The 23,943-nt window shown below is 36.7% G+C and carries 24 protein-coding genes and 1 tRNA gene; 10 read left to right on the top strand and 15 right to left on the bottom strand.

The features are described from left to right. Positions 1-66 precede the first annotated feature (66 nt). The 7 genes from GUB10_RS02365 to GUB10_RS02335 all read left to right on the top strand — a co-directional run bounded on the left by GUB10_RS02365 (position 67) and on the right by GUB10_RS02335 (position 6,298). Positions 67-840: a tol-pal system YbgF family protein gene (locus GUB10_RS02365; RefSeq protein WP_193709835.1), complete on the top strand. Its 774-nt coding sequence runs from the start codon at positions 67-69 to the stop codon at positions 838-840. A gap of 3 nt (positions 841-843) precedes the next feature. Next, a complete protein-coding gene (ribH, locus tag GUB10_RS02360) occupies positions 844-1,341 on the top strand; it encodes a 6,7-dimethyl-8-ribityllumazine synthase (RefSeq protein WP_193709834.1) in 498 nt (165 codons plus the stop codon). Positions 1,342-1,450: 109 nt separating this feature from the next. After that, on the top strand, positions 1,451-1,744 hold the full coding sequence (locus GUB10_RS02355; RefSeq protein WP_193709833.1) for a hypothetical protein: 294 nt from the start codon (positions 1,451-1,453) through the stop codon (positions 1,742-1,744). Then, positions 1,745-3,613 carry a DNA mismatch repair endonuclease MutL gene (gene mutL, locus GUB10_RS02350; protein WP_193709832.1) on the top strand — a complete coding sequence of 623 codons (1,869 nt, stop codon included), beginning with the start codon at positions 1,745-1,747 and terminating at the stop codon, positions 3,611-3,613. It begins immediately after the preceding gene. Then, complete coding sequence (locus GUB10_RS02345) at positions 3,614-4,357, top strand: rhomboid family intramembrane serine protease (protein WP_193709831.1); 744 nt, start codon at positions 3,614-3,616, stop codon at positions 4,355-4,357. Next, on the top strand, positions 4,358-5,272 hold the full coding sequence (locus GUB10_RS02340; protein ID WP_193709830.1) for a rhomboid family intramembrane serine protease: 915 nt from the start codon (positions 4,358-4,360) through the stop codon (positions 5,270-5,272). Next, the gene (locus GUB10_RS02335; RefSeq protein ID WP_193709829.1) at positions 5,273-6,298 is read left to right on the top strand and encodes an endonuclease/exonuclease/phosphatase family protein; all 1,026 of its coding nucleotides are present in this window, start codon (positions 5,273-5,275) and stop codon (positions 6,296-6,298) included. Here GUB10_RS02335 and GUB10_RS02330 read toward each other — a convergent pair. The 12 genes from GUB10_RS02330 to GUB10_RS02275 form a co-directional block, all read right to left on the bottom strand. Continuing rightward, complete coding sequence (locus tag GUB10_RS02330) at positions 6,288-6,938, bottom strand: WbqC family protein (RefSeq protein ID WP_193709828.1); 651 nt, start codon at positions 6,936-6,938, stop codon at positions 6,288-6,290. The genes GUB10_RS02335 and GUB10_RS02330 overlap by 11 nt on opposite strands. Positions 6,939-7,016: 78 nt before the next feature. Next, a complete protein-coding gene (gene lepB, locus GUB10_RS02325; RefSeq protein WP_193709827.1) occupies positions 7,017-8,591 on the bottom strand; it encodes a signal peptidase I in 1,575 nt (524 codons plus the stop codon). Positions 8,592-8,709: 118 nt separating this feature from the next. Beyond that, entirely contained in the window at positions 8,710-9,426 is a 717-nt protein-coding gene (dapB, locus tag GUB10_RS02320; protein WP_193709826.1) for a 4-hydroxy-tetrahydrodipicolinate reductase, read from the bottom strand. Between the two features lie 23 nt (positions 9,427-9,449). Next, on the bottom strand, positions 9,450-10,028 hold the full coding sequence (locus GUB10_RS02315; RefSeq protein WP_193709825.1) for a DUF5683 domain-containing protein: 579 nt from the start codon (positions 10,026-10,028) through the stop codon (positions 9,450-9,452). Then, complete coding sequence (locus GUB10_RS02310) at positions 10,018-10,923, bottom strand: ParB/RepB/Spo0J family partition protein (RefSeq protein WP_193709824.1); 906 nt, start codon at positions 10,921-10,923, stop codon at positions 10,018-10,020. Before GUB10_RS02310 ends, GUB10_RS02315 begins: the two co-directional genes overlap by 11 nt. A 3-nt stretch (positions 10,924-10,926) precedes the next feature. Next, positions 10,927-11,691, bottom strand: a complete 765-nt coding sequence (locus GUB10_RS02305; protein WP_193709823.1) for a ParA family protein — start codon at positions 11,689-11,691, stop codon at positions 10,927-10,929. Positions 11,692-11,855: 164 nt separating this feature from the next. Next, complete coding sequence (locus GUB10_RS02300) at positions 11,856-12,737, bottom strand: SDR family oxidoreductase (RefSeq protein WP_193709822.1); 882 nt, start codon at positions 12,735-12,737, stop codon at positions 11,856-11,858. Between the two features lie 50 nt (positions 12,738-12,787). Continuing rightward, positions 12,788-14,920 carry a methylmalonyl-CoA mutase gene (gene scpA, locus GUB10_RS02295; RefSeq protein WP_193709821.1) on the bottom strand — a complete coding sequence of 711 codons (2,133 nt, stop codon included), beginning with the start codon at positions 14,918-14,920 and terminating at the stop codon, positions 12,788-12,790. Positions 14,921-14,934: 14 nt separating this feature from the next. After that, on the bottom strand, positions 14,935-16,317 hold the full coding sequence (locus GUB10_RS02290; RefSeq protein WP_193709820.1) for a methylmalonyl-CoA mutase subunit beta: 1,383 nt from the start codon (positions 16,315-16,317) through the stop codon (positions 14,935-14,937). A 126-nt stretch (positions 16,318-16,443) separates the two neighbouring features. After that, positions 16,444-16,761 carry a septum formation initiator family protein gene (locus GUB10_RS02285; RefSeq protein WP_193709819.1) on the bottom strand — a complete coding sequence of 106 codons (318 nt, stop codon included), beginning with the start codon at positions 16,759-16,761 and terminating at the stop codon, positions 16,444-16,446. 87 nt (positions 16,762-16,848) lie between these two features. Then, positions 16,849-17,457, bottom strand: coding sequence for a uridine kinase (udk, locus tag GUB10_RS02280; protein ID WP_193709818.1), 609 nt, complete (start codon positions 17,455-17,457; stop codon positions 16,849-16,851). A 139-nt stretch (positions 17,458-17,596) separates the two neighbouring features. Beyond that, the gene (locus GUB10_RS02275) at positions 17,597-18,793 is read right to left on the bottom strand and encodes a PQQ-dependent sugar dehydrogenase (protein ID WP_193710013.1); all 1,197 of its coding nucleotides are present in this window, start codon (positions 18,791-18,793) and stop codon (positions 17,597-17,599) included. A 234-nt stretch (positions 18,794-19,027) separates the two neighbouring features. On the opposite strand from GUB10_RS02275, the gene GUB10_RS02270 reads away from it, so the two are divergent. Then, a tRNA-Pro gene (locus GUB10_RS02270) sits at positions 19,028-19,102 on the top strand. A 264-nt stretch (positions 19,103-19,366) separates the two neighbouring features. Beyond that, positions 19,367-19,924 carry an outer membrane beta-barrel protein gene (locus GUB10_RS02265; protein WP_193709817.1) on the top strand — a complete coding sequence of 186 codons (558 nt, stop codon included), beginning with the start codon at positions 19,367-19,369 and terminating at the stop codon, positions 19,922-19,924. A 362-nt stretch (positions 19,925-20,286) separates the two neighbouring features. Here GUB10_RS02265 and GUB10_RS15930 read toward each other — a convergent pair whose 3' ends face one another. Further along, on the bottom strand, positions 20,287-20,442 hold the full coding sequence (locus tag GUB10_RS15930) for a transposase (protein ID WP_370591069.1): 156 nt from the start codon (positions 20,440-20,442) through the stop codon (positions 20,287-20,289). Between the two features lie 318 nt (positions 20,443-20,760). Between GUB10_RS15930 and GUB10_RS02255 the strand changes: the two genes are divergently transcribed. Then, the gene (locus GUB10_RS02255; protein WP_193709816.1) at positions 20,761-21,837 is read left to right on the top strand and encodes a glycoside hydrolase family protein; all 1,077 of its coding nucleotides are present in this window, start codon (positions 20,761-20,763) and stop codon (positions 21,835-21,837) included. Positions 21,838-22,426: 589 nt separating this feature from the next. Here the strand turns inward: GUB10_RS02255 and GUB10_RS02250 are convergent. After that, a complete protein-coding gene (locus tag GUB10_RS02250) occupies positions 22,427-22,720 on the bottom strand; it encodes a hypothetical protein (protein ID WP_193709815.1) in 294 nt (97 codons plus the stop codon). A gap of 59 nt (positions 22,721-22,779) precedes the next feature. After that, entirely contained in the window at positions 22,780-23,850 is a 1,071-nt protein-coding gene (gene aroB / locus GUB10_RS02245; RefSeq protein ID WP_193709814.1) for a 3-dehydroquinate synthase, read from the bottom strand. Positions 23,851-23,943: the final 93 nt, after the last annotated feature.

Genomic DNA, 23,943 nt, shown 5'->3' with positions numbered 1-23,943 from the left:
ATACAAATAATTTCCCTTTTAATTTTGAATAAAAATCATATTTTTGCCACGCATTAAACAGTTTTTATGGCAACTTATAAGAAAAAGGGATATAAACCATCTAATAAAGAAGAACAGCAGAAGCATGTGGAAGAAGAATCTACAACTGCTGAAGTATTTAATACGCTAGACGAAGGTGCGGGTAGGACCGAAACCTGGGTAGCAGAGAATCAAAATTATATCTATATTATTGTGGGCGTAGCAATAGTAGCCGTTTTGGGTTACCTTGGTTACGAACGTTTTATAAGTGAGCCAAAACAGGAAGAAGCCGCCAATGAAATGGCGCAGGCGCAAAACTATTTTGCATCTGCTCTAAATGCTTCCGGAGCTGAGCGTGATTCGCTTTTCACTCTATCTTTAAATGGAGGTGAAGGGAAATACGGTTTTATTGATATTATTGATAACTACGGAAGTACAGATGCTGCAAACCTTGCAACTTATAATGCTGGTTTTGCTTACTTGAATACCGGGAATTACCAGGAAGCTATTAATTACCTTGAAGATTTTAATAGTGATGATGAAGTTTTGGCAGCTTTGGCTACCGGAGGAATTGGCGATGCATTTATGCAATTAGAGCAACCGGAAGAAGCTTTAGACTATTATGAGAAAGCAGCTTCTATGAGATCTAACGAATTTACAACACCAAAATTTTTATTAAAAGCAGCAATTACCGCTTTAGAATTAGGGCAGGCCGCTGATGCTGAAGGGTATCTTCAGCAAATAAAAGATGAGTACCCTGAAGCTCCTGAAGCTGAACAGGTATCTGTCTATATGGGGCAGGCTCGTGCTGCAAAACAATAATGTATGGCTACAGCAGGAAATAACCTTTCAGAATACGATAAAGACAAACTTCCCGATGCGAGTGATTTTCGTATCGGGATTGTTGTTTCAGAATGGAATGAACAGATTACCGAAGGTCTTTATAATGGTGCTTACAATGCGCTAATTGAAAACAACGTAACCCCTAAAAAAATTGTTCGCTGGAATGTTCCCGGTAGTTTTGAGCTTATTTACGGCTGTAAAAAAATGCAGGAAACCTTTGATATGCTTGATGCTATTATTGCTATTGGAAGCGTAATAGAAGGAGAAACCAAACATTTTGACTTTGTTTGTGAAGGTGTTACCCAGGGAATAAAAGATCTTAATATACAAACCGATACCCCAATTATTTTTTGTGTGCTAACCGATCAAAACATGCAGCAGGCCATAGATAGAAGTGGTGGGAAACACGGTAATAAAGGTACTGAGGCTGCCATTGCGGCCATTAAAATGGCGAAATTGCGTCAGGATGCCAAATATTAGGATATAGGCTTTATCGGCATTATTCTTGTTGATTTCTTTTTAAGCTCGTTGTTTCGTTTTTTTGAAGCAATTTGAGTAAATTTGAACTACCATAGAAAATCAGCATATTTTGAAGATCAAAATTTATAAACCGAGAAAAAATGCCCGTTATAATTATACCCCGCGTTATTATAAGGGTAAGGATACAGGGAATATTTATGATTTTGATTCAAAATTCAGTAAGTACAAAGAAGCTACTAACGCTATAGATTTTGGTTCTCAATGGGCTGAAGCGCGTAAATCAAGTAGAACTCGCGGCAACCGGGAGATTAATAAGCGCTTGCTTATTATAATTATGGTACTCGTTTTAATTTTCTTATGGATAATAGATTTTGATCTGTCCATCTTTTCCAATAATCCTTAAATGACAGATATAATTCAACTTTTACCAGACCATGTAGCGAATCAAATTGCTGCGGGGGAAGTGGTGCAAAGGCCTGCTTCAGTAATTAAAGAGCTAGTGGAGAATGCCATTGATGCAGGTTCTGGGAATATCCAGGTGGTTATAAAAGATGCAGGTAAAACCCTTATACAGGTTGTTGATGATGGGAAGGGGATGAGCCTAACCGATGCCAGAATGTGTTTTGAACGTCACGCTACTTCAAAAATTAAGGCAGCTGAGGATCTTTTTAGTTTGCAAACTAAAGGTTTTAGAGGAGAAGCACTTGCTTCTATCGCAGCGATTGCCCACGTAGAGCTAAAGACAAAGACCGAAGCCGATGAGGTAGGAACACAAATTAAAGTGGAAGGAAGTAAAGTGGCCGGGCAGGACGTTTGTGTATGCCCAAAAGGAACTTCGGTGAGTGTAAAGAACCTTTTTTATAATATTCCGGCCAGGAGAAATTTCCTGAAATCAGACGCGGTGGAAACCAGGCATATTATAGATGAATTTCAAAGGGTAGCTTTAGCACATCCGCAAATTGCTTTCTCTCTATTTCATAATGGAAGTGAACTTTTTCAGCTTCCGGGTACAAATTATAGGCAGCGAATTACCAACATTTTTGGTGGTAAGACCAACGAAAAACTGGTGCCGGTAACCGAGGAGACAGAAATTGTAGAAATTTCGGGGTTTGTGGGGAAACCTGAGTTTGCTAAAAAATCCCGGGGAGAACAATTCTTTTTTGTAAATAATCGCTTTATAAAAAGTCCTTATTTGAATCATGCTGTAGTAGCTGCTTTCGAAGGACTTTTAAAAGATAAATCTTATCCCAGCTATTTTCTTTTCTTAAATGTTGATCCTAAAAGTATTGATATTAACATTCATCCTACTAAAACTGAAATTAAGTTTGACGATGAACATGCGCTTTATGCTATATTAAGAAGTGCTATTAAACATAGCCTGGGACAATTTAATGTAGCTCCTATTTTAGATTTCGATAGGGATGCAAACCTGGATACACCTTACGATTATAAAAATAAATCGGCCGAGGTGCCACAGGTAGAAGTAGATCGTAACTTTAATCCTTTTCAGGAAGAAAATGCAAGGACCCATAAAACAAGCTCTAATTCTTATTCCTCAAATTTTAAAAAAGAACGTAGAGAAAGTTGGGAGAGCTTATATGCTGGCTTGCAAACTGAAGAAATTCCTAAACAGGATACTAATTTTAGGGAGATAGAGTTTGAGAGTGAAGAAGTAACCGGGAATTTATTCCAGCCTTCTGAAGATACAGAGGAAAAGTCTACCTTTCAGCTACACAAAAAATATATTGTAAGTACGCTTAAGAGCGGAATCTTAGTTATAGATCAACACCGGGCGCATACCAGGATTTTGTATGAAGAAATGCTAAAGAATATAACCGTTTCAGCTGCGGTAAGCCAGCAATTATTGTTTCCGCTTAAGCTTCAGTTTAATACGCACGAAGTTGAGATAATAAAACAATTAAAAGATTCTCTGGAGCAAACCGGATTTGTATTTTCTGAGGTAAAAACCGATTCCGTAGAAATTGTAGGTATTCCTACTTTAATTTCAGAAAGTGAAGTAGAAATTTTACTGGAGCAGCTTATTGCCGATTTTGAAAATGATGTACCCGATAATGGTTTTTCTCAAACCGATTTGCTAGCAAAATCGCTGGCAAAAGGGATGGCGGTAAAATCTGGAACACTTTTAAACAATACCGAGCAGCAACATATCGTTAACAGGTTGTTTGCTTGTAAAGAACCAGGGTTAAGCCCGTCTAACAGATCGGTTTTCGTTACTTTAACGGTAGACGAGCTGGATAAAAAATTTATGTAAATGGGAAGAATTACCGAGACTGTAAAAGTACTTTTAATCATCAACATTATTTTCTTTGTTGGAAGCCAGTTTCTGGGCGACTATGCCTATCAATTATTCGCACTCTGGTTTTTTGAGAACGGGAATTTTATGCCCTGGCAATTTGTAACCCATATGTTTATGCACGGGAGCCTGATGCATATTATTTTTAATATGTATGCATTATGGGCTTTTGGAGGTCCTATTGAACAAATGTTGGGACAAAAGCGATTTATATTCTTTTATTTTTCGGCAGGATTGGGTGCTGCATTTTTGCATACACTGGTGAATTATATAGAGTTTAAAACCGGTTATAATGCTTTGTTAGATGCTGGAATGAGTATGGGGAGCGTAGAGCAACTACTTAAAACAGGAGAGTATTCTACTGCTATCCTGGATTCGGTACCTAAAGAAACATTGCAAAGTCTTTATCAAAGTGTTAATACTCCGGCTGTTGGAGCTTCGGGGGCTATTTATGGTATTCTGGTCGCTTTTGGAATGATGTTTCCCAATGTTGAATTATTTTTGTTATTTGTACCGGTACCTGTTAAAGCAAAATACTTTATTCCTGTACTTATTTTAATCGATTTGTTTTCAGGATTTACGGGCTATTCTTTATTTGGTGGAGGTATAGCTCACTTTGCCCACGTAGGAGGTGCTTTATTTGGATTTATAATGATGTGGTACTGGAAGAAAAACCAGTTTAATCAAAACCGCTGGGATTAAATGAAAGGCTCTGATAAAATAAGATACAAGTTGCAAACCGCTACGGTTGTTGAAAAACTAATCGCTATTAATGTATTGGTTTTCTTCTTGTTCTTCTTGTTTAGAACTATCGCTTTCTTGTTTCAGTTGCCTTCAGACTTTTTATTGGAGTGGTTTGTTTTTCCGAAGGAACCGGGAGAATTCATTTTTAAACCCTGGTCTATTATTACCTATGCTTTTTTGCATGGTGGGATTTGGCACATTCTCTCTAACATGCTAATCTTATACTTTTCAGGAATATATTTTCTTAACTATTTTTCGCCTAAACGCCTGCTTAATTATTTTTTTCTAGGTGTTATTATGGGGGCTTTGGTATATATGTTAAGCTATAACTTATTCCCTGCTTTTCAATCTATGGGGCGCTCTTATTTAATAGGTGCTTCGGCCGGGGTAATGGCAGTCCTGGTAGGGATAGCAACTTATATTCCTAATATGAGGGTGAGGCTTCTTTTAATAGGAAGTATAAAGTTTTGGTATATCGCTGCTTTTTTAGTGCTTTTGGATATTATTCAAATTCCAATGAGCAATGCCGGGGGGCATTTGGCACACCTGGGGGGTGCGGCATTGGGGTATGTGTACACTAAACAGTTACAAAAGGGCAATGATATTGGTTCCTGGTTTGAAAAAATAATGGATAGTTTAGTGTCTTTGTTTAAACCAAGTGAACGCAAAGCCAAAATGAAAACGGTATATAGGAAAAATACCAATAGAAAAACGGCTACCAAACAACATAAAGCTACTTCCTCCCAAAAATTGGATAAAGATGAGAAGCAGAAACAGATTGATGCCATTCTAGATAAAATAAGTAAAAGTGGTTATGACAGCTTAAGTAAAAGCGAAAAAGATTTTTTGTTTAAAGCGGGTAAAGAAGATTAAATGAGAAAGCTTGGGTTTCTGGATAAGATTATTTTTATCTGTAATGCTTTAGCCGGGACTGCTTTATTGCTTTCTTATCTCCTGGCATTTATTCCTCCGAAATCTTTTCCGTTGCTCTCGGTATTAAGCCTGGGAGTTCCTGTTTTAATTCTGGTGAACCTCGTTTTTTTAATTTACTGGGTTATTCGGTTAAAAAGACAATTTTTATTGTCTTTTATCGTGTTGCTTGTTGGTTATAACTATGTTTCCAGTCTTTATCAGTTTAGTAGCAATACTCAATCTTCAGAAGAAGAAATAAGTATTATGAGCTATAATGTTAGGCTATTTAATAATTATGGCTGGACCGAAGAAAAAGATATTCCTGAAAAAATAACAGGGTTTATTAAAGAAAACGACCCTGATATTCTTCTTACCCAGGAACATACCGTAGACGAGACTAATTTAAAGGAAATCTATCCATATCATTTTGTGCATAGAAAAGGGGAGAATTCTGAATTTGGTTCTGCGATTTTTTCAAAATTCCCAATCCTTAAGCGGGAATCAATTGGTTTTCCACACGATGGAAATAATAATGCCATTTATACCGATCTTCTTGTAAAAGCAGATACGCTGCGTATTTATAATGTGCATTTTCAATCTTTAAATGTGAAGCCTGAAATTGACGACCTTCGGAAAGAAGATTCAAAAAAGTTGTTGGGTAGAATAGGACATGGCTTTAGTTTGCAACAGGAGCAGGCCGAAATGATGTTGGAGAGTGTAAAGGAATCTTCGTATAAAACAATTATTGCCGGCGACTTTAATAATACGGCTTTTTCTTATATCTATGATATAATTAATGACGAGGAGAGGTTTACAGATGCTTTCCTGGAAGCCGGCGAAGGTTTTGGACAAACCTTTAAATTAAGTTATTTTCCGTTGCGTATAGACTTTATGTTTATTGATACCGAAATTCAAATTAATGCTTACAAGCGTTTTAAAAATGAATTCTCAGACCATTATCCTATAATGACGCGTATTAAAATGTAATTTCTTGTGCCTCGAGAAAATTTAAGCTGTTTGGCCCTTCGTTAAAAATTAGGTCTAAAATGCTAAGATTTGGTAAAAAACCATGCTTTTCCTGAAAAACCTGGGTGTAATGTTCGTGCTCGAACTTAGGTTTTACTTTGGCGTTAATCAGGTTTCTTAGGTCTTCTTTATCTTTAGGATTAAAAATGTACTCTGAAGTTTTATTGATATCAAAATCCAGTTGAAGTGCTTCCGTGGCAAATTCTAAACAGGCATAATTAAAGTCAAGCAAGTAATTGAACTTCTTGTGATAAAGAGGGTAAATTTCATCTTCGTAAAATTCGAAAAAAGGGGAAGTTTGATAAGAAGCTTTTAGGGCTCGCCAATGTTGTTTCTGCCAATCAAAATCGTTCTCAATTCGTACTTCTTTATATAACTGGTGCTTTCCGGCTTCCTTGGGCTGCCCTGTTAAAGCAGAACGGTGTTTAATTGGAATATTAAGCAGCAATTTCCCATTAGAGTCATAGATATACATTCTGTTTCTATAGGTTTGCTTCTGGTAATTGTCTTCGTTTTCAAAACAAACCTTATCGGCTTTTGCCAGGGCTATAAATTGACAAACCGGCCCAAAGTAGGCCGGATGTAATAATATTTCTTTCATCTAACTTTAAAATTCTTATGCCAGTATTGAATATAAGTAAAATATCCAATTTATAATGCCAGATATTATTGATTTAAATTAAGCGTTTTTCCGGCGTTTTTTAAAATAATTAAAGGCAATAATAATAACTACAAAAATAAGAAAGTATGGTAAATAAGAAGTAGGGGTGGCATCACCTTTTACAGTGGTGAAAACACGATCCCATCTAATTTTATTAAAGAAGCCCTGTGCATTGGCATCCCAACTCATCCACACAAAAACAGGTTTTCCTACTACATGATTTTCGGGTACAAAGCCCCAGGTGCGGCTATCTTCACTGTTATGGCGGTTATCACCCATCATCCAGTAATAATTTTGTTTAAATGTGTAAGAATCTAGCGGCTGCCCATTTAATAATACCTGTGTGCCGTTAAGGCTTAGCGTGTTATTAATACCCATTTCGCTCCCTTCATAGGTTTCTATAATACGTTTGTAAAACGGCATAGATTCGGAAGTAATATCTACTGTTACACCCTCTTTTGGGATATAGATTGGTCCCATATGGTCGTTATTCCAGCTTAACTTTCCATCATTAGGAAATATACTCGGATTTTTAGCACCCAGGGAATCTGAATATTTTTGAATGCTGGTAACGTTGGGGTGATTTTTAATTCGGTTATAGGCTGCTTCGGTTAAAGCCGCTATATAGAATTGATTGGTATTGGAATCGTGATAATAACCATCGGTCACGTCATATTCTTCATATAAATATCTGGGATTAAAGCCCTGGCCGTTGGTAGTACCGTAATAAGTATATTGAGGTTTTGCACGGCCGGGAAGTTGTAATGGCTTGTTATTTATAAATACTTTGCCTTCACTTACCTGTAAAGAATCTCCCGGAAGTCCAACCGCACGTTTTACATAATTAGATTTCTTATCTATGGGTTTGTAATAATATTTGCCATCACCATATTGCTGAAAAGCGTTTACCGTATCTACCGGCCAGTTGAAGACAACAATATCATTACGTTCTATATCTTCAAAGCCTGGTAATCTTAAATATGGAATTTGAGGTTTTGTTAAGTAAGATTTTACTCCTAAAACGGGAATAGTATCGTGTACCATGGGGAAAGCCACCGCGGTTTTGGGTAGTCTTGCACCGTAATGAAACTTACTTACAAACAAAAAGTCTCCAACCAATAAGGTTTTCTCTAAAGAAGAAGTTGGGATAGTAAAAGGTTGCATTACATAGGTATGCACAATAGTAGCCGCAATTACTGCAAAGAGTATAGAACTTATCCATTCCCCGGCAGCTGTTCTGGGTTTTAGGCTGCGGTCTTCAATATAAGTTGCATCGGTAGCGTAATTTATATAATAGATGTAAAAACCGAGGGTAAAAACAGCCAGTAGGGTGTCGGTAGTACTATGGCGGCCAAAACTTCTAATGGTTTCAACCCAAACTACCGGAAACATGATTAGGTTTACAATAGGGATAAAAAGAAGGATAACCCACCACCAGGGTCGGTTAATGATTTTCATAAGCACTACGGCATTATAAACGGGGATAGCGGCCTCCCAGGCTTGTCTTCCGGCTTTTTTATAAAGTTTCCAGGTACCTGCAAAGTGAATAACCTGCACTAGCAGAAAAAACAGAAACCATTGTGTAAACGTCATATTTTTATTCTTTGCTATATTAGTAACATTACTTGGAAATTGTTACTAAGAAATGAACATTTTATATTTTCCTGTATTGGGAATATTGTTTTTGTTAAGGTATTTTAATGCTTAGAGCCTATTTAAGTTGATCTGAAAGAACGTCTTTCATAGAGAAAACACCTTTTTTTCCTTTAATCCACTCGGCGGCGACTACGGCGCCAAGGGCAAAACCCTGGCGGGATTTAGCAGTGTGCATAATTTCTATGGTATCTATTTCAGATGCGTAAGATACCGTATGTGTACCTGGAACATTTTCAATTCTTTTGGCTTTAATAGGTATTTCATCAGCTTCAGCGTGGTCTAGCTGCCAATTATTCTTTTGGTCGTTTTCAGCTATAATTTGCTGGGCCAGGCTAATGGCTGTTCCGCTGGGGGCATCTTGTTTTTCGGTATGGTGAATTTCTTCAATTTCAACCGCATAATCGCTCATACCGTTCATTATTTTAGCCAACTTTCTATTAAGCTCAAAGAAGAGGTTCACACCTACACTAAAGTTAGAAGCATATATAAATGCAGAATTTTCCTTTTTACAAAGCTCTACCGCTTTTTCGTAATCGTCTAGCCAGCCCGTTGTACCGCAAACTACCGGAATATTATTTTTAAAACAAGTCGTAATATTTTTAAAGGCGGCTTTAGGAATACTAAAATCTATAGCAACATCTATATCCATTTTATCCAGCTCAAAATTGTCGATATCATCTTCCAGCTTTAAAACAATCTCGTGATCACGATTTACTGCTATTTCTTCTATGGTCTTACCCATTTTTCCGTATCCTAATAGTGCTATTTTCATTTGTATTTTTTAAAGCTATTTATTTAAAATTTAAAATTTAAGGAGATTCCGTATTTAGACTTTCCTGTAAAGTTATCGTATTGCATGTTGGGTTTTAGACTTAAATCTTCACTAACATTAAATTGTTGTAAGTGTGCATCTACATTGGCATCTATTATGTTTAAAACATACACTCCTGCAATTACCAATAATGAAATTTCTTTATTCCGCCTATAGAATTCCTGGGCCCTAACAAGAGCTTCGGTACTAATTCTATCTCCAAATTCATCCTCTCTTCCGGCAAGTCGATCCTTGTAGGCATCGCGGTAACGGTTCCATTCCTTATCGTTGTTAATGTAAAAATAAACACCAACTCCAAGTCCCGCATAGGCAATAGGTATTTTCCAGTAACGACCATTGTAGGCTTGCCCTAATCCGGGTAAAATCGCGGAATAAAATGCTGCTTTGGCCGGTGCCAGGGCATTATAAGGTTTATAGTCTTTTTCTTTTGAAATACTATCCTTTATTTCAGTATTTTCAAGGCTTAAAGAGTCTTTTTGTGCTGCAAGTTTACAAACGAACAACAAGAAAAATAGAACTGATAAAACCCGATTAGTCTTCACCCTGAATAAGTTTTTTTAAGCGAATAAAATCTTCTTCGGAAGAAAAAGGAATACTGAGTTTTCCCGAACCTTTTTTAGTCACTTTTACATCTACTTTTGTACCTAAATACTCTGAAAACTCTTTGATTCCTTTTTTGTAGGAAGTAGGAACTGCAGCTGTTTTCCTGGCAGTTTTTGAAGCTTTTGAACCTTCGTTTACTTCTCGTACCAATTGCTCAGTTTCCCTAACCGATAAGGATTTTTGAAGAATTTTTTCGTAAATCTCTAATTGTTTTTGCGGATCACTAACATTAATAAGTGCGCGGCCGTGCCCCATACTCATAAAACCATCTCGCATGCCCGTTTGAATAATTGGGTCTAACTTTAAAAGCCGTAAGTAGTTGGCAATAGTAGACCTATTTTTCCCAATGCGTTCACTTAATTGCTCTTGAGTAAGGTTTATTTCGTCTATTAATCGTTGGTAGGATAGCGAAATTTCAATGGGATCCAGGTCCTGGCGCTGAATATTTTCAACCAGGGCCATTTCTAAAGATTCCTGGTCGTTGGCAATTCTTATATAGGCAGGAATAGTTTTTAGCCCTACCAATTTTGAAGCCCTGTAACGTCTTTCTCCCGAAACTAGCTGGTATTTGTCGAAATCCAGTTTTCTTACGGTAATTGGTTGAATTACACCAAGTTCGTTTATAGAAGTAGCCAATTCTTTAAGGCTATCTTCGTTAAAACTGGTTCTGGGTTGAAATGGATTTACTTCTATAGATTTTAAATCCAATTCTACAATATGCCCTACCAGTTTATCGGCGTTTTTGTCTTCTGCCGATTGTATATCGTTTTGCGGATCTTTCAGTAAAGCCGAAAGTCCACGTCCTAAAGCTTGTTTTTTGGTCGCCTTCGCCATCTTCTACGAGTTTTTCTTTATAATTTCATGTGCCAGGCTTAAATAATTGCTGGCTCCTTTGCTGCCCGCATCATAATTAATAATGCTTTCACCATAACTTGGGGCTTCACTTAAACGCACATTTCTTTGAATGATTGTATCAAAAACCATCTCGCCAAAATGCTTCTGTACTTCTTCTACTACCTGGTTGGATAATCTTAAACGAGAATCGTACATAGTGAGTAGCAGGCCTTCAATGTCTAATTTATTGTTATGGATTTTTTGAACACTTTTAATCGTGTTTAGTAATTTTCCTAAACCTTCTAAGGCAAAATACTCACATTGTATTGGGATAACCACAGCATCTGAAGCGGTTAAGGCATTTAGGGTTAATAGGCCCAGGGAAGGGGCACAATCAATGAGTATAAAATCGTAAAGCTCTTTTAATGGAGTAATCGCCTCTTTTAGCATAGATTCCCTTGCATCCTGATCTACCAATTCAATTTCAATGGCAACAAGGTCTATATGTGCAGGGATAATATCCAGGTTTGGAGAGCTTGTTTTTTGAATACATTCTTTAGGAGCTATTGAATTTTCGAAAAGCTGATAGGTACCCAACTGAACCTCTTCCACGTCAATTCCCAATCCGGAAGTTGCATTGGCCTGTGGGTCTGCATCTATTAACAATACTTTCTTTTCAAGTACTCCAAGCGCAGCGGCCAGGTTTACCGAGGTAGTGGTTTTGCCCACTCCTCCCTTTTGGTTTGCAATAGCAATGATTTTACCCATTAAGTCTTTATGATTTTTGAAGGGTAAAAATACAATTTATTACAGGTTTATAAAATGATTTTGTTAACAGCTTATACATAAAAAACCGATTATTGCCATAAAAGCTTAACAATCGGTTTTAAATTATATATGTTTAGTTGAAGTAAGGGTTGTAACAACAAGGTTTAGCTTCCCTTTTTAGCCTTTATCATTGCCTCTAATTGGTCCCACATTTCCTCCGGAATTGCTTCCAGTAAATTAAACTGGCCGGCACCTTTAAGCCATTCGCCTCCGTCTATGGTAATTACCTCGCCATTTACATAAGCTGAAAAATCTGAAACCAAATAAGCAGCAAGGTTGGCCAACTCCTGGTGTTCTCCCACACGTTTTAGTGGTACTTTTTTAGAGAGATCAAACTTATCTTTTAAATCACCGGGCAGTAATCTGTCCCAGGCGCCTTTGGTAGGGAAGGGGCCGGGGGCAATGGCATTAAACCTAATCCCATATTTTGCCCATTCTACGGCCAAAGAACGCGTCATGGCCAATACTCCGGCTTTTGCCGTGGCACTTGGTACAACATAGGCAGAACCGGTCCAGGCATAGGTGGTAACAATATTAAGTACCGTTTTGTCTTTTTGCTTTGCATCTATCCAATGTTTTCCAAGGGCCATAGTACAATTTTTACTTCCTTTAAGTACAATATCGATAATTGTATCAAAAGCGTTGGCACTTAACCTTTCGGTTGGGGAAATAAAATTCCCTGCCGCATTGTTTAGCAACACATCTACGCTTCCAAATTCTTTTAAAACTTCGTCGCGCATATTCTCCACCTGCTCATAATGCCTAACATCGCATTGCACAGCAAGGCATTTGCCACCTGTTTCCTCTTCAAGTTGTTTGGCGGTATTTTGAAGTTTTTCAAGGTTTCTTGAGGTAATGGCAACACTTGCGCCAAGTTCCATAAAGTATTTGGTCATTGCTTTTCCAAGACCACTACCTCCCCCGGTTACAATTATAGTTTTACCTTTTAAAGCATCGTCCCTGAGCATTTTTTTATTAAAATCCATAATTTTTTTAGTTATCGGTTATCGGTTTTCAGTTGTCGGTTTTACTTATTTTACTCTTCAATTAAAATTTCTAAAAGTTGAATAGCCGCATCACTAATCTTTGTTCCAGGTCCGAAAACGGCCACGGCACCGGCATCAAATAAATATTTATAATCCTGAGACGGAATTACTCCACCTACAATTACCATAATATCTTCTCTCCCCAGGTTTTTTAGTTCTTCCAAAACCTGTGGCACCAGGGTTTTATGCCCGGCTGCCAGAGAGGAAACTCCAAGTATATGCACATCGTTCTCCACAGCTTGTTTAGCTGCTTCTTTTGGGGTTTGAAACAGTGGCCCAATATCTACATCAAAGCCAAGATCGGCATAACCGGTGGCTACTACTTTTGCACCACGGTCGTGACCATCCTGACCCATTTTTGCGATTAAAATTCTGGGTCTTCTCCCGTCCTGTTCCGCAAATTTATTGGCCAGTTCCCTGGCCTTTTTAAACGAAGTGTTTTCTTTCATCTCTTTAGAATATACACCGCTAAAGGTTTGTACTTTCGCTTTATGCCTGCCATACACCTCTTCTAGCGCATCGCTAATCTCGCCTAAAGTAGCTCGATGTCTTGCCGCTTCTACTGCTAAGCTAAGCAAATTTTCATTTTCTTTTTTGGCGCATTCAGTTAGGTCATTTAGTGCATCAGTACACCTTTTGTTATCTCTTTCTTTTTTTATTTTTTCAAGGCGTGCTATCTGTTGTTTTCTTACGGTTTGGTTATCTACCTCTAAAGTAACCAGTTCATCTTCTTTGTCAAGACGGTATTTATTGGTGCCAACAATAATATCTGTTTCGCTGTCTATCCTGGCTTGCTTTTTAGCCGCAGCTTCTTCAATACGCATTTTCGGAATTCCTGCTTCAATGGCTTTGGTCATTCCGCCCAATTCTTCAACTTCTTCTATTAATTTCCAGGCTTTTTCAGCGATTTCATCAGTAAGTTTTTCAACATAATAACTACCCGCCCAGGGATCTACTGTTTTGGTAATTTTTGTTTCCTGTTGAAGGTGTAACTGCGTATTTCTGGCTATTCTAGCAGAAAAATCGGTTGGTAGGGCAATGGCTTCATCTAAAGCATTGGTGTGTAAACTTTGGGTTCCTCCAAAAGCTGCTGCTGCGGCTTCAATGCAAGTTCTAGCAACATTATTAAAAGGATCCTGTTCGGTTAAACTCCAGCCGCTGGTTTGAGAATGCGTTCTAAGTGAAAGCGATTTAGGGTTTTTAGGATTGAATTGCTTTACAAGTTTTGCCCAAAGCATTCTTGCCGCGCGCATTTTGGCGATTTCCATAAAGTGGTTCATTCCAATTCCCCAAAAAAAGGAAAGTCGGGGGGCAAAACTATCTATATCCATACCTGCTTCCAGGCCTTTTCGAATATATTCCAATCCGTCGGCCAACGTATAGGCGAGTTCAATATCACAAGTAGCACCGGCCTCCTGCATATGGTAGCCAGAAATACTAATACTATTGAATTTCGGCATATTTTGAGAAGTGTATTCAAAAATATCTGAAATAATCTTCATAGAAGGAGTAGGAGGGTAGATATAAGTATTTCTAACCATAAACTCCTTTAAAATATCATTTTGTATGGTTCCTGAAAGCTGTTCTGGTTTTACGCCCTGTTCTTCGGCAGCTACAATATAAAAGGCTAAAATGGGTAAAACTGCGCCGTTCATAGTCATGGAGACCGACATTTTGTCTAGTGGAATTTGATTAAAAAGTATCTTCATATCCTCAACAGAGTCTATGGCTACCCCGGCTTTACCAACATCGCCAACCACACGTTCGTGATCGCTATCATAACCGCGGTGGGTGGGCAAATCAAAAGCCACCGATAATCCTTTTTGTCCCGCAGCAAGGTTTCTTCGGTAAAAAGCATTGCTTTCCTCGGCAGTAGAAAATCCGGCATATTGGCGAATAGTCCAGGGCCGGCTCACATACATTGTACTGTATGGTCCTCGTAAATAGGGTGGAATACCTGCTGCAAAATTTAAATGGTTTAAGTCTTTAATATCTTCTTTTGAATAAGAAGGCTGCAAATTTATTTCTTCCGGGGTTTTATAGGTGTTGTTTTTATCTTCCTTTTGCTCATTTCCAGGTGCTGGCACTCTAAGTTTTATATGTTGAAGCTCTTTTCTTTGCATTGCTCTTTTTTTAATTATTCGGCCTTTTCCTTGTTTATTCTTTCCTGCTCAATTTGCTCACTTAATCTTCTTTCCAGGATAGGTTCAATTAAAGTTTTACGCGGATTTTGCTTTAAAAAAGGATATAATTCCAGTTCATCTTTCATACTGTCCTGGGTATTTTCAAATTTATTGGTACCTATTAAGACCAATTCTCCCTTATCAAATTGTTCCTGTTCTTTTTTAGCACTTTCTTTAATTTTTCGCTGAATAATGCCTTCTTTTAATTGTTTTAAAAATCCACCGTTCTTTTCAATTTCCTTAAAAATGTCCAGTGCCATTTCTGCAAACTGTTTGGTGAGGCTTTCTATATAGTAAGCCCCTTCGGCAGCATTGGCAACTTTATTGAGATAGGCCTCATGTTTCATTACCAATAATTGATTTCGGGCTATTCGGTCTCCAAACTCATTATTTTTATGATAAATGGCATCATAAGGAATATTATAAATCGCATTGGCACCTCCTAGCACTGCACTCATACTTTCGGTAGTGGTTCTAAGAAGATTTACATTAAAGTCGTACAGCGTTTTATTTCTTTTGGTGGGTTGTGCCAGGATATGACAGTTTTCCGGAATTTTATATTCGGAAGCTAAAGTGGCATAAAGCCATCTTAAAGCTTTTAGTTTAGCGATTTCAAAAAAATAATTTGGGCCTGAAGCCGTTAAAAATTGCGGTTGAAATCCTTTTAAATTTAGATTTTCCTGAAAAGGGTTCAAATATTCGTTTACGTGGGAAAGGGCATAGGCCAATTGCTGCGGAATAGTAGCACCGGCATTTTGATATAAGGTAGTATCTATACTTATTACCGATTTAAAATCTTTTGAATAGCTGAAGATGTGCTCCAAACTTTCGTAATCTTTTTGAAAACTTTGATGCCAATTTCCGGAACGGGCCAGGTTTCCTACAATATCTAGCTGAAGAAAAACCTGATTCTTTTTGTTTTTTAAAAAGGTTCGCAAACGTTTGAAATATGCTTCAGAAAAAAAGTTGAAGCTAAAATAAATAGGTGTATTTTCAAGGCTAATTTCCTTTAGTAAAACCTCAATAGCAATTTCTTCATTCGGAATAATAAACCAAAGACTTTCGGTACCTTTTGTTAAGATTTCCCGGGCCCGGTTGTTGCTTTTTTCTGCAGAAACTACATAAAGGCGTTCGCAAATATTCCAGTTTTTGGGTGAAGGTGTTTTTACACTTTCCTGAATATCTTCAGCGCAATAAAAAGGTTTGATATGAATTCCATCAAGTGATTTATATACGAGTTTCTCGTGATAATCGGCCCCCTTTAAATCAAACTGTATTTTTTGCTTCCATTCTTTTGCAGAAACTTCATTAAATTCCTGAAATAGAGATTCTTTCATGCTGTGGTTTTTCTGAAAATTAAATCTGTTTTACTGGCACCGCCAAAGGCTGTAATACCCCGAGGCTTGCCTCGAAATTAAAAAATTGTTTGCAACGAATGCCTCGTGGGTTTGCCCCGAGGTAGTTTACTCCTGAATAGTGTCGTATTCAATTATAAATATTTCTTCATTTGGACGTTTCATATAGTACTGCTGCCTGGCAAATTTTTCCATTTCAACTGAATCCTGAAGTTGTTCTATGGTTGCTTTATCTTTAGCAATTTCATTTTTATAATACTGCCTGTTTTCTTCAAGTTCGTTTATTTCCTGGTTGAGTTCATTGTGAACTAACCAGGAGTTGCTATCTAAAAAAAGCATCCAGCCTCCAAAAATGAGTATAAGCAAAACATACTTATTGCTCATAATTTTGAACCATTTTTTGTTTTTTAAAGCTTTTAAATTCAAATCTTTTAAATTCAGTAACTAATTAAGATTATGCCTTTACCTGGCAAGTTGTAAGGTTTTCCAGCTTTCTGGAATAAAGATACAAAATTAGGTTAAGCGTTCCTTGATTATGGTTTGTACAATATTAACGGCAACGCTATTATATTTATTGGTAGGAATAATAAGATCGGCAAATTCTTTGGTAGGCTCTATAAATTGCTGATGCATGGGTTTTAGTGTAGTTTGATAACGCCATAAAACTTCATCTAAGTCGCGCCCACGTTCAGAAATATCTCGTTTCAGTCGGCGAATTAACCGCTCATCACTATCGGCGTGAACATAGATTTTAATATCGAACATCTCTCTAATATCGGGATGAGCAAAAATTAAAATACCTTCAACAATTACTACTTTTCTAGGTTGGGTTTCCAGGGTCTCTTTGGTGCGGTTATGCTCTTTAAACGAATAAACAGGTTGCTGAATGGTGTTACCCGCTTTTAGTTCTTTTAGGTGTTCTACCAGGAGGTCAAAATCTATAGATTTGGGATGATCAAAATTGGTTTTTACCCTTTCCTCTTTGGCTAAATGGCTAAGATCTTTATAGTAGGAATCTTGAGAAATAACATCTACTTCTTCATTTTTTAATTCGTCTATAATTTGCCTTACTACCGTAGTTTTTCCGCTGCCGGTTCCACCTGTAATCCCTATAATGAGCATCTAAAAAAGTTTGGGGCAAATTTAAACATTTGCCCCAAACTAAAAATAAATATGGTTTTTTAATTCTAAGCCCGGTCTTAGGATTTTTTTGAGTAAAAGAACCTGGATTAATGTGAGCTTGGGCTAGTCACGAAACAACTTATTCTGTTTCTTCAAGAGGTAGCATTTTCACTATCCCTGTTCCTTCGGCTGCAACATAGATAAACCCATCAGGACCCTGTTGAACATCGCGTATTCTTCCAAGACCTTCCAGTAATTTCTCTCTTTTAACTACTTTTTGATTTTCTAAAGCCATGTGTTCCAGGTATTGAAATTTAAGAGAGCCTATTAAGAGGTTTCCTTTTAGCTCTGGATATTTATCTGAAGTAACTTTTTCAAATCCGCTGGGTGCAATAGAGGGAATCCAGTAAGTAAGCGGATTTTGGAATTTAGGCCCTGTTCTTTCTTCGGTAATAGTGGTGCCATCATAATTTTCACCATAGGTAACTACAGGCCAGCCATAGTTTTTTCCAGCTTTTATTACGTTTATTTCATCGCCGCCTTTTGGGCCGTGCTCGTTTACCCATACTTCTCCGGTTTCTTTGTTAAAGATCATTCCCTGCGGATTTCTATGTCCATACGAGTAAATCGCTTCTTTGGCATTTTCTTCTCCCACAAAAGGATTGTCTGAAGGAATGCTTCCGTCTAAATTAAGTCGGTATACTTTTCCACCATCTCTGGTAATATCCTGCGGATTTACATCTCTGTTTCCTCTATCTCCAATGGTAAAAAATAAGTGACCTTCATTGTCAAAGACTATCCTTGAGCCAAAGTGCTGTCCTTTGGTAGAATTGGGTTTTCCTTTATAAAGATCTTCGCCATTGGTTAATTGATTATTTTCCAGCTTAGCACGAATTAAGGCTGTGTTTCCGCCTTCACCATCGCCTGACTCAGACGAATAGCTGATATATACCCACTTATTACTTTCAAAATCGGGGTGAAGGGCAATATCCAATAAGCCGCCCTGTCCCTGGTTGTATATTTCGGGAACTCCGGAAATTGCTGTTTTTTCTCCGTTTTTAAAATGGTATAAATCTCCACCTTTTTCGGTAACAAGGATGCTCCCATCTGGCAGGAAGTCGAAGCCCCAGGGAATGGACATATCTCCAATTACTACCTCATGCTCATATTCTTTATCGGGAGAAACTGCTTCAGGCTGTTTTTCAGGAACCGGATTGCTCTCTTGTGTGGGGTTTTCTGTTTCTTCTTCTACCACAGCTTTTTCTTCTGATTTTTGATTTTCTCCGCAGGCGAAAAATGCAAAGGTTAAACCTGCTAATAATAAAGTTCGTTTCATCATAGTTTTTATGTTTGGCTTAGCTTGCTTTACAGGCAAGTTTTTAACTAAGATATAAAAAATCTAAACTTTTTCTTGTAGAGTGATAAGTTTTCTTATATTTGCACCCGCTTTGCAGGATAATAAACACTGCAAGTTGAAATTTTGAAGTTTAGGATAGCAATAGCTATTGTATTTCGGGGTATAGTCTTTCGATTTCGCTCGAGATAAACTACACTACAACTTTACACCATTCGGGGTGTAGCGTAGCCCGGTTATCGCGCCTGCTTTGGGAGCAGGAGGCCGCAGGTTCGAATCCTGCCACCCCGACGAACCTTCTTTAAAAAGATATAAAAACGCTGTTAATCTATTGATTTTCAGTGTTTTTTTGTTTTTATGACATCATTTGATATGGTTTGATATCGGATCAAAAACATTTTCTGGGTTTTGAAAATAATTTCTTCAATCTCTATTAAAATATATTAATAATCAGTAAATAGGCTTAAAAAAATGAGTATTTTTAATGTTTTTGAATTTACTTTACGAATTGTAGGTTTTTATTTAAATTTGACATAAATATTTAATAAATTTTATATGATAAAAAAGTTACTTTTAATAGTTGCTATATCCACAGGTATGGCATCTTATGGACAGGAAGTTGATTTTGGGGTTCAAGCTGGGTACACAAATGTTGAAGGTAAATCTTCCAACTCTTCAGAAAATATTTCTTCATCGGGTAATTCATCTGGATTCTATATAGGTGCTTTAGCGGATTTTACTTTATCGGAAAACTTTCATTTACAACCTTCTGTGAACTATGGAAGTGCTGATGAATTAAATTTTCTTGTAATACCGGTTCTTGCTCAGTACCATATTGATAACTCTGGTTTTTATTTTCACGCAGGACCACAAGCTACTTTTATACTGGATGATGTTTCTATTGCAGGTGTAGATATTCTAAACACTTTTGGTTTAGACCTGGCATTTGGTGCTGGTTATGAGATTAATTCCAATTTTTTCGTAGAAGCTAAATATAGCCTTGAACTTACTAATAGATTTTCTAAAGATATAAGAGATGCTGCCGGAGCACAAAACACTGATATTAAATCGCAATTTAATGCACTAAGTATCGGGTTGGGCTACAAGTTTTAAATCTTAATCTTTTTAATAGTTGAGAAGGAAGTTAAAAGCTTCCTTTTTTTATGCACAAAAAGTTTTTGTCTTTCTAAATTGATTTTTTTGGGTTTGTTAAACTGGATCAAGAACATTTTCTGGTTTTTTGAGTTTTACAGCAAATAGTTTTTCAAGTCGGAATAAGAAGAATTCGGTGTTTCTTACCTCTCTTCATTGCGCTCTAAAGCCTTTTATTTTGGTATTAAAAGCATTGTTGCTTCGGTTTGTAAATTAGTTTAATATGGGATGATAGCTTGCGTAAATGCTATTGGCTACCGTATTGAAACTTTTAAAATCAGATTCTTCTACTTCTTTATACCAGTGAGCTAATTTTGTAAAGGCTATACCTTTGTCTTTTTTTGATTGATGATATTCCTGAGGTTATTTACTAGCTTGTAAGCTTTTTCTATTTCAGGATATTCGGTAAATAAGATAGCTGCCCTTTCTTTTTGATTATTAGTCCACTTCTCTGTTGATTTGTAGAGTAAATACCTAATTTTTGTCAGAAGTTTCTTTTGGCTATCTCAGTTGGGAAGTAGTTTTGGAGGAAAGTTTTAGTGGTCTTCTTTACTCGTCTTGATTATAATTATTGTGAATTCATATTATTGTTTAAAATAATATTTTTGGATAATTAAGTGGTTTTCACCTGGGGAGGTCTACCGTAAAAAAAGTTTAATTTTAATATTTTATTATAGATGAAAATGAATAAAGGATTAGTAATACTCATAATAATGGCAGGTTTACTTTTTTCTTGTAAGGGAAATAAGACCAACTCATCTAAAAAAGGAGAATCAGTTAGTGATAACCTCAATTTTATGGAATTGATACAAGCTGTTCCAGAAAAATCTAAACTAGAAGATGATAATTGGTTTACCTGGGGAGCGAGTGTACAGAAAGGAGACGATGGGAAATACCATATGATATACTGCCGTTGGCCAAAAAAATATGCTTTTAGTGATGGTTGGTTAATGGATGCTGAGTTGTGCTATGCAACCGCCGAAAATCCTTTGGGACCGTTTACTTATGAGAAGACGATTCTTAAAGGTAGAAAGTCTGAAGGTTTGTTTCATGCTTGGGATGGTGCGTCTGTTTACAATCCTCATTTAAAGAAATTTGAAGGTAAGTATTATTTGTATTACACAGGTACTTCTGATCCTTTTACTAAAGAGCAAAGTGTTAATCGAGGGGTTTTGGTTCGTCACCAACGTATTGGAGTTGTAGTGTTTAATTCATTTGAAGACTTGAAGAATGGAAAATTTAAACGCAGTAAGACGCCATTATTAAAGCCACTTTCTAATTTTGGGTATAATGTTCCTAAAGAAGAGGAGTTTGGTGATAGCCTAAATATTTCTGTAGCCAATATTGTTGTGGTTAATCCTTCTGTAGAAAAACGTCCGGATGGAAAATATATAATGGTTTTTAAAAGTTGGCAGGATAAAAAAAGCTTTGCCCCAATACACGGTGTAGCTATTTCTAACCACCCCGATGGTGGGTTTAAGGTACAAAAGGAACCTATATTAAAAGTGCTAAAAGATGATGGAAATGTAGCTATGGCAGAAGATCCTTTTATATGGTATAATAATACAAGGAATTTGTTTTATGCGCTGGTTAGGGATTTTAATGGAGATATAACAGGTAAAGGCCATTCTATGGCGCTTTTTAAGTCGGTAGATGGTACAGAATGGTCACCGGCAAAAAATGTCCTGGCATCCGATTTAAAAGTGCGTTGGGAGAATGGAAGTTCAGAAACTGTTGCAAGGTTAGAACGACCACAATTGTTGATGGATGAACAGGGCGAGCCCTTGGTATTATTTTCAGCATGCGCAATTCAATCACCTTCAAATGAAAATGGGCATTCTTTCAATATCCATATTCCTTTGAAATCAAAGTAATTTATATTTAAAATGCCTAAGAAAAGGAAGGCAGGAAAGATTATTTGAATATAAAGAAAGGCTCATAATTATAGTATAGAGAAATAAAGCAATATCACGACTTCCTTTTTAATTTAAAAGGTCTTGTGAATGAATAATAAAAGAGCTGTTATATTATATCAAATCAACAAATTATCTCGAATCAAACCCACGAGGCATTCGTTGGAGGCAAATTTTTAATTTTGAGGCAATTTTTGGGGTACGATATATCTTTTTGCAGTAAAAATAAAGAGGAATAGTAAAAATTCTTATCGAATAAATTCCTTATTTGGCTAGGAGCAGGAGCTTTTTTGTTTTTGCTCCTATAGTTGTTGGGATCCTGAAGCTTTTCCACTAGTTAAATTACTAGTAGATTTGGCAATGCCGGTAGATGAACTATTGCGATAAAACCTAAAATCTTTCCTTTTTTATGAGAGTTTTTATATGGAGAAACCGTAAAAAAGTCTCTTTTAGATCTACAAATACTCTTCTTTCTTATTAAAACAACAAAAGGAGCCTCTGAAGAAAGCTCCTTTTGTTGTTATAAATTAAATGCGAAAAGAAAAAGTGATTATTTCTCGTCATCATCATCGCTTTTTTCCGGAATTTCCACAATGGGTTCATTGTAATCTGAATCGTCATAATCGTCTTCATCAAACTTGGCCATCGTATTTTCCAGGCGTGTACTTACTTTCACCAGGTAAATAGAGTCTTCGGTTTTCACTTCAACCGCTTCAATAGTTTCATTTTTTGCATTTTTAAATGAAATTATATGATCGTCGTCATAACCATCGGGGTACTTTTCTACTAGAAGTCCAAGTATTTCTGGAGTTAGTTTTTTGTAATCAACAATAATTCGTTTCATAAATAAGTGTTTATGAGGATGTAGTTAGTATATTAAAAATAACATTTTTAAGTAATAAATCAAGCTTTTTGGTAATATTCAAAAGCATTCCAAATTAACTCATTTGGTACTTTACAGTCTATAACTGTGTTTCCAATATCTTTTAGAAGGACAAAATTTATATTTCCATGAGAATTCTTTTTATCATATTTCATTAAATCTATTATCTTTTGAATGTCTTCTTTAGAAAATTCAACTTTATCATAAATGTCTAAAATCTTAAGGCTAACTTCTTTTAATTTATCTTCCGGGAATTCCTGAAGTTCTTTAGATAGGTAGGTGGCTAAAATCATTCCAATGGCAATGGCTTCACCATGAAGCAATGTTGTTTTTTCAGGATGGGTTAAAAAGTAAGACTCTATAGCGTGCCCCAGGGTATGCCCATAATTTAGTGTTTTACGTAGGCCATTCTCTTCGGGGTCTTCAGTAACTACTTTTGCTTTAATTTCTACCGATTCTTTAATTATGCCATCGAGATCCTCTAGCGTAAGCCCACTTAGATTAGTCACTTTATTCCAATAATCTTCGCTACTAATTAAAGCGTGTTTTAAAATTTCTGCCAGTCCGCTTCGCATTTCCGTTTGTGGCAGGGTACCTAGAAATGTAGGATCAATTAGCACCATTTCAGCATGATTAATTACGCCAATTTGATTTTTAAGATTACCCAAATCAACCCCGGTTTTACCCCCTACAGAAGCGTCTACCATAGCCAGTAGGCTGGTGGGAACATTTATATAGCTTATGCCTCTTTTAAAGGTAGAAGCCACAAAACCACCTAAATCGGTTACCACGCCACCGCCAAGGTTAATCATAAGGCTTTTACGATCGGCATCTAAATCAGACAATGCATTCCATAGTCCCGTACAGGTTTCCAGATTTTTATTTATTTCTCCCGCTTCAATTTCTAAAATTTCAATAGCTTCCTGAAATTCTATTTTTTCTGAAAAAACGGGCAGGCAATCCCGGTGTGTATTATTATCTACCAAAAGAAAAATTTTTGAAGGGTTTTCTTCTTTTAAAAAAGTATTTAATTTAATAAAACCATCTTCCTGGAAGTATACCGGACCTTTATTTGCTGCACTATGGGACATAGTTTTTAATGTTTTTAGTATTTAAAATATGGCTTCGAAAATAAGCAGAAATATTCATAATAAAATCAAACTTCAATAATTATATTTGCTACC

This window comes from Salegentibacter sp. BLCTC, assembly GCF_015143665.1.
GTDB classification, from domain to species: Bacteria; Bacteroidota; Bacteroidia; order Flavobacteriales; family Flavobacteriaceae; genus Salegentibacter; species Salegentibacter maritimus.
This window is presented reverse-complemented; position numbering and strand designations above follow the sequence as displayed.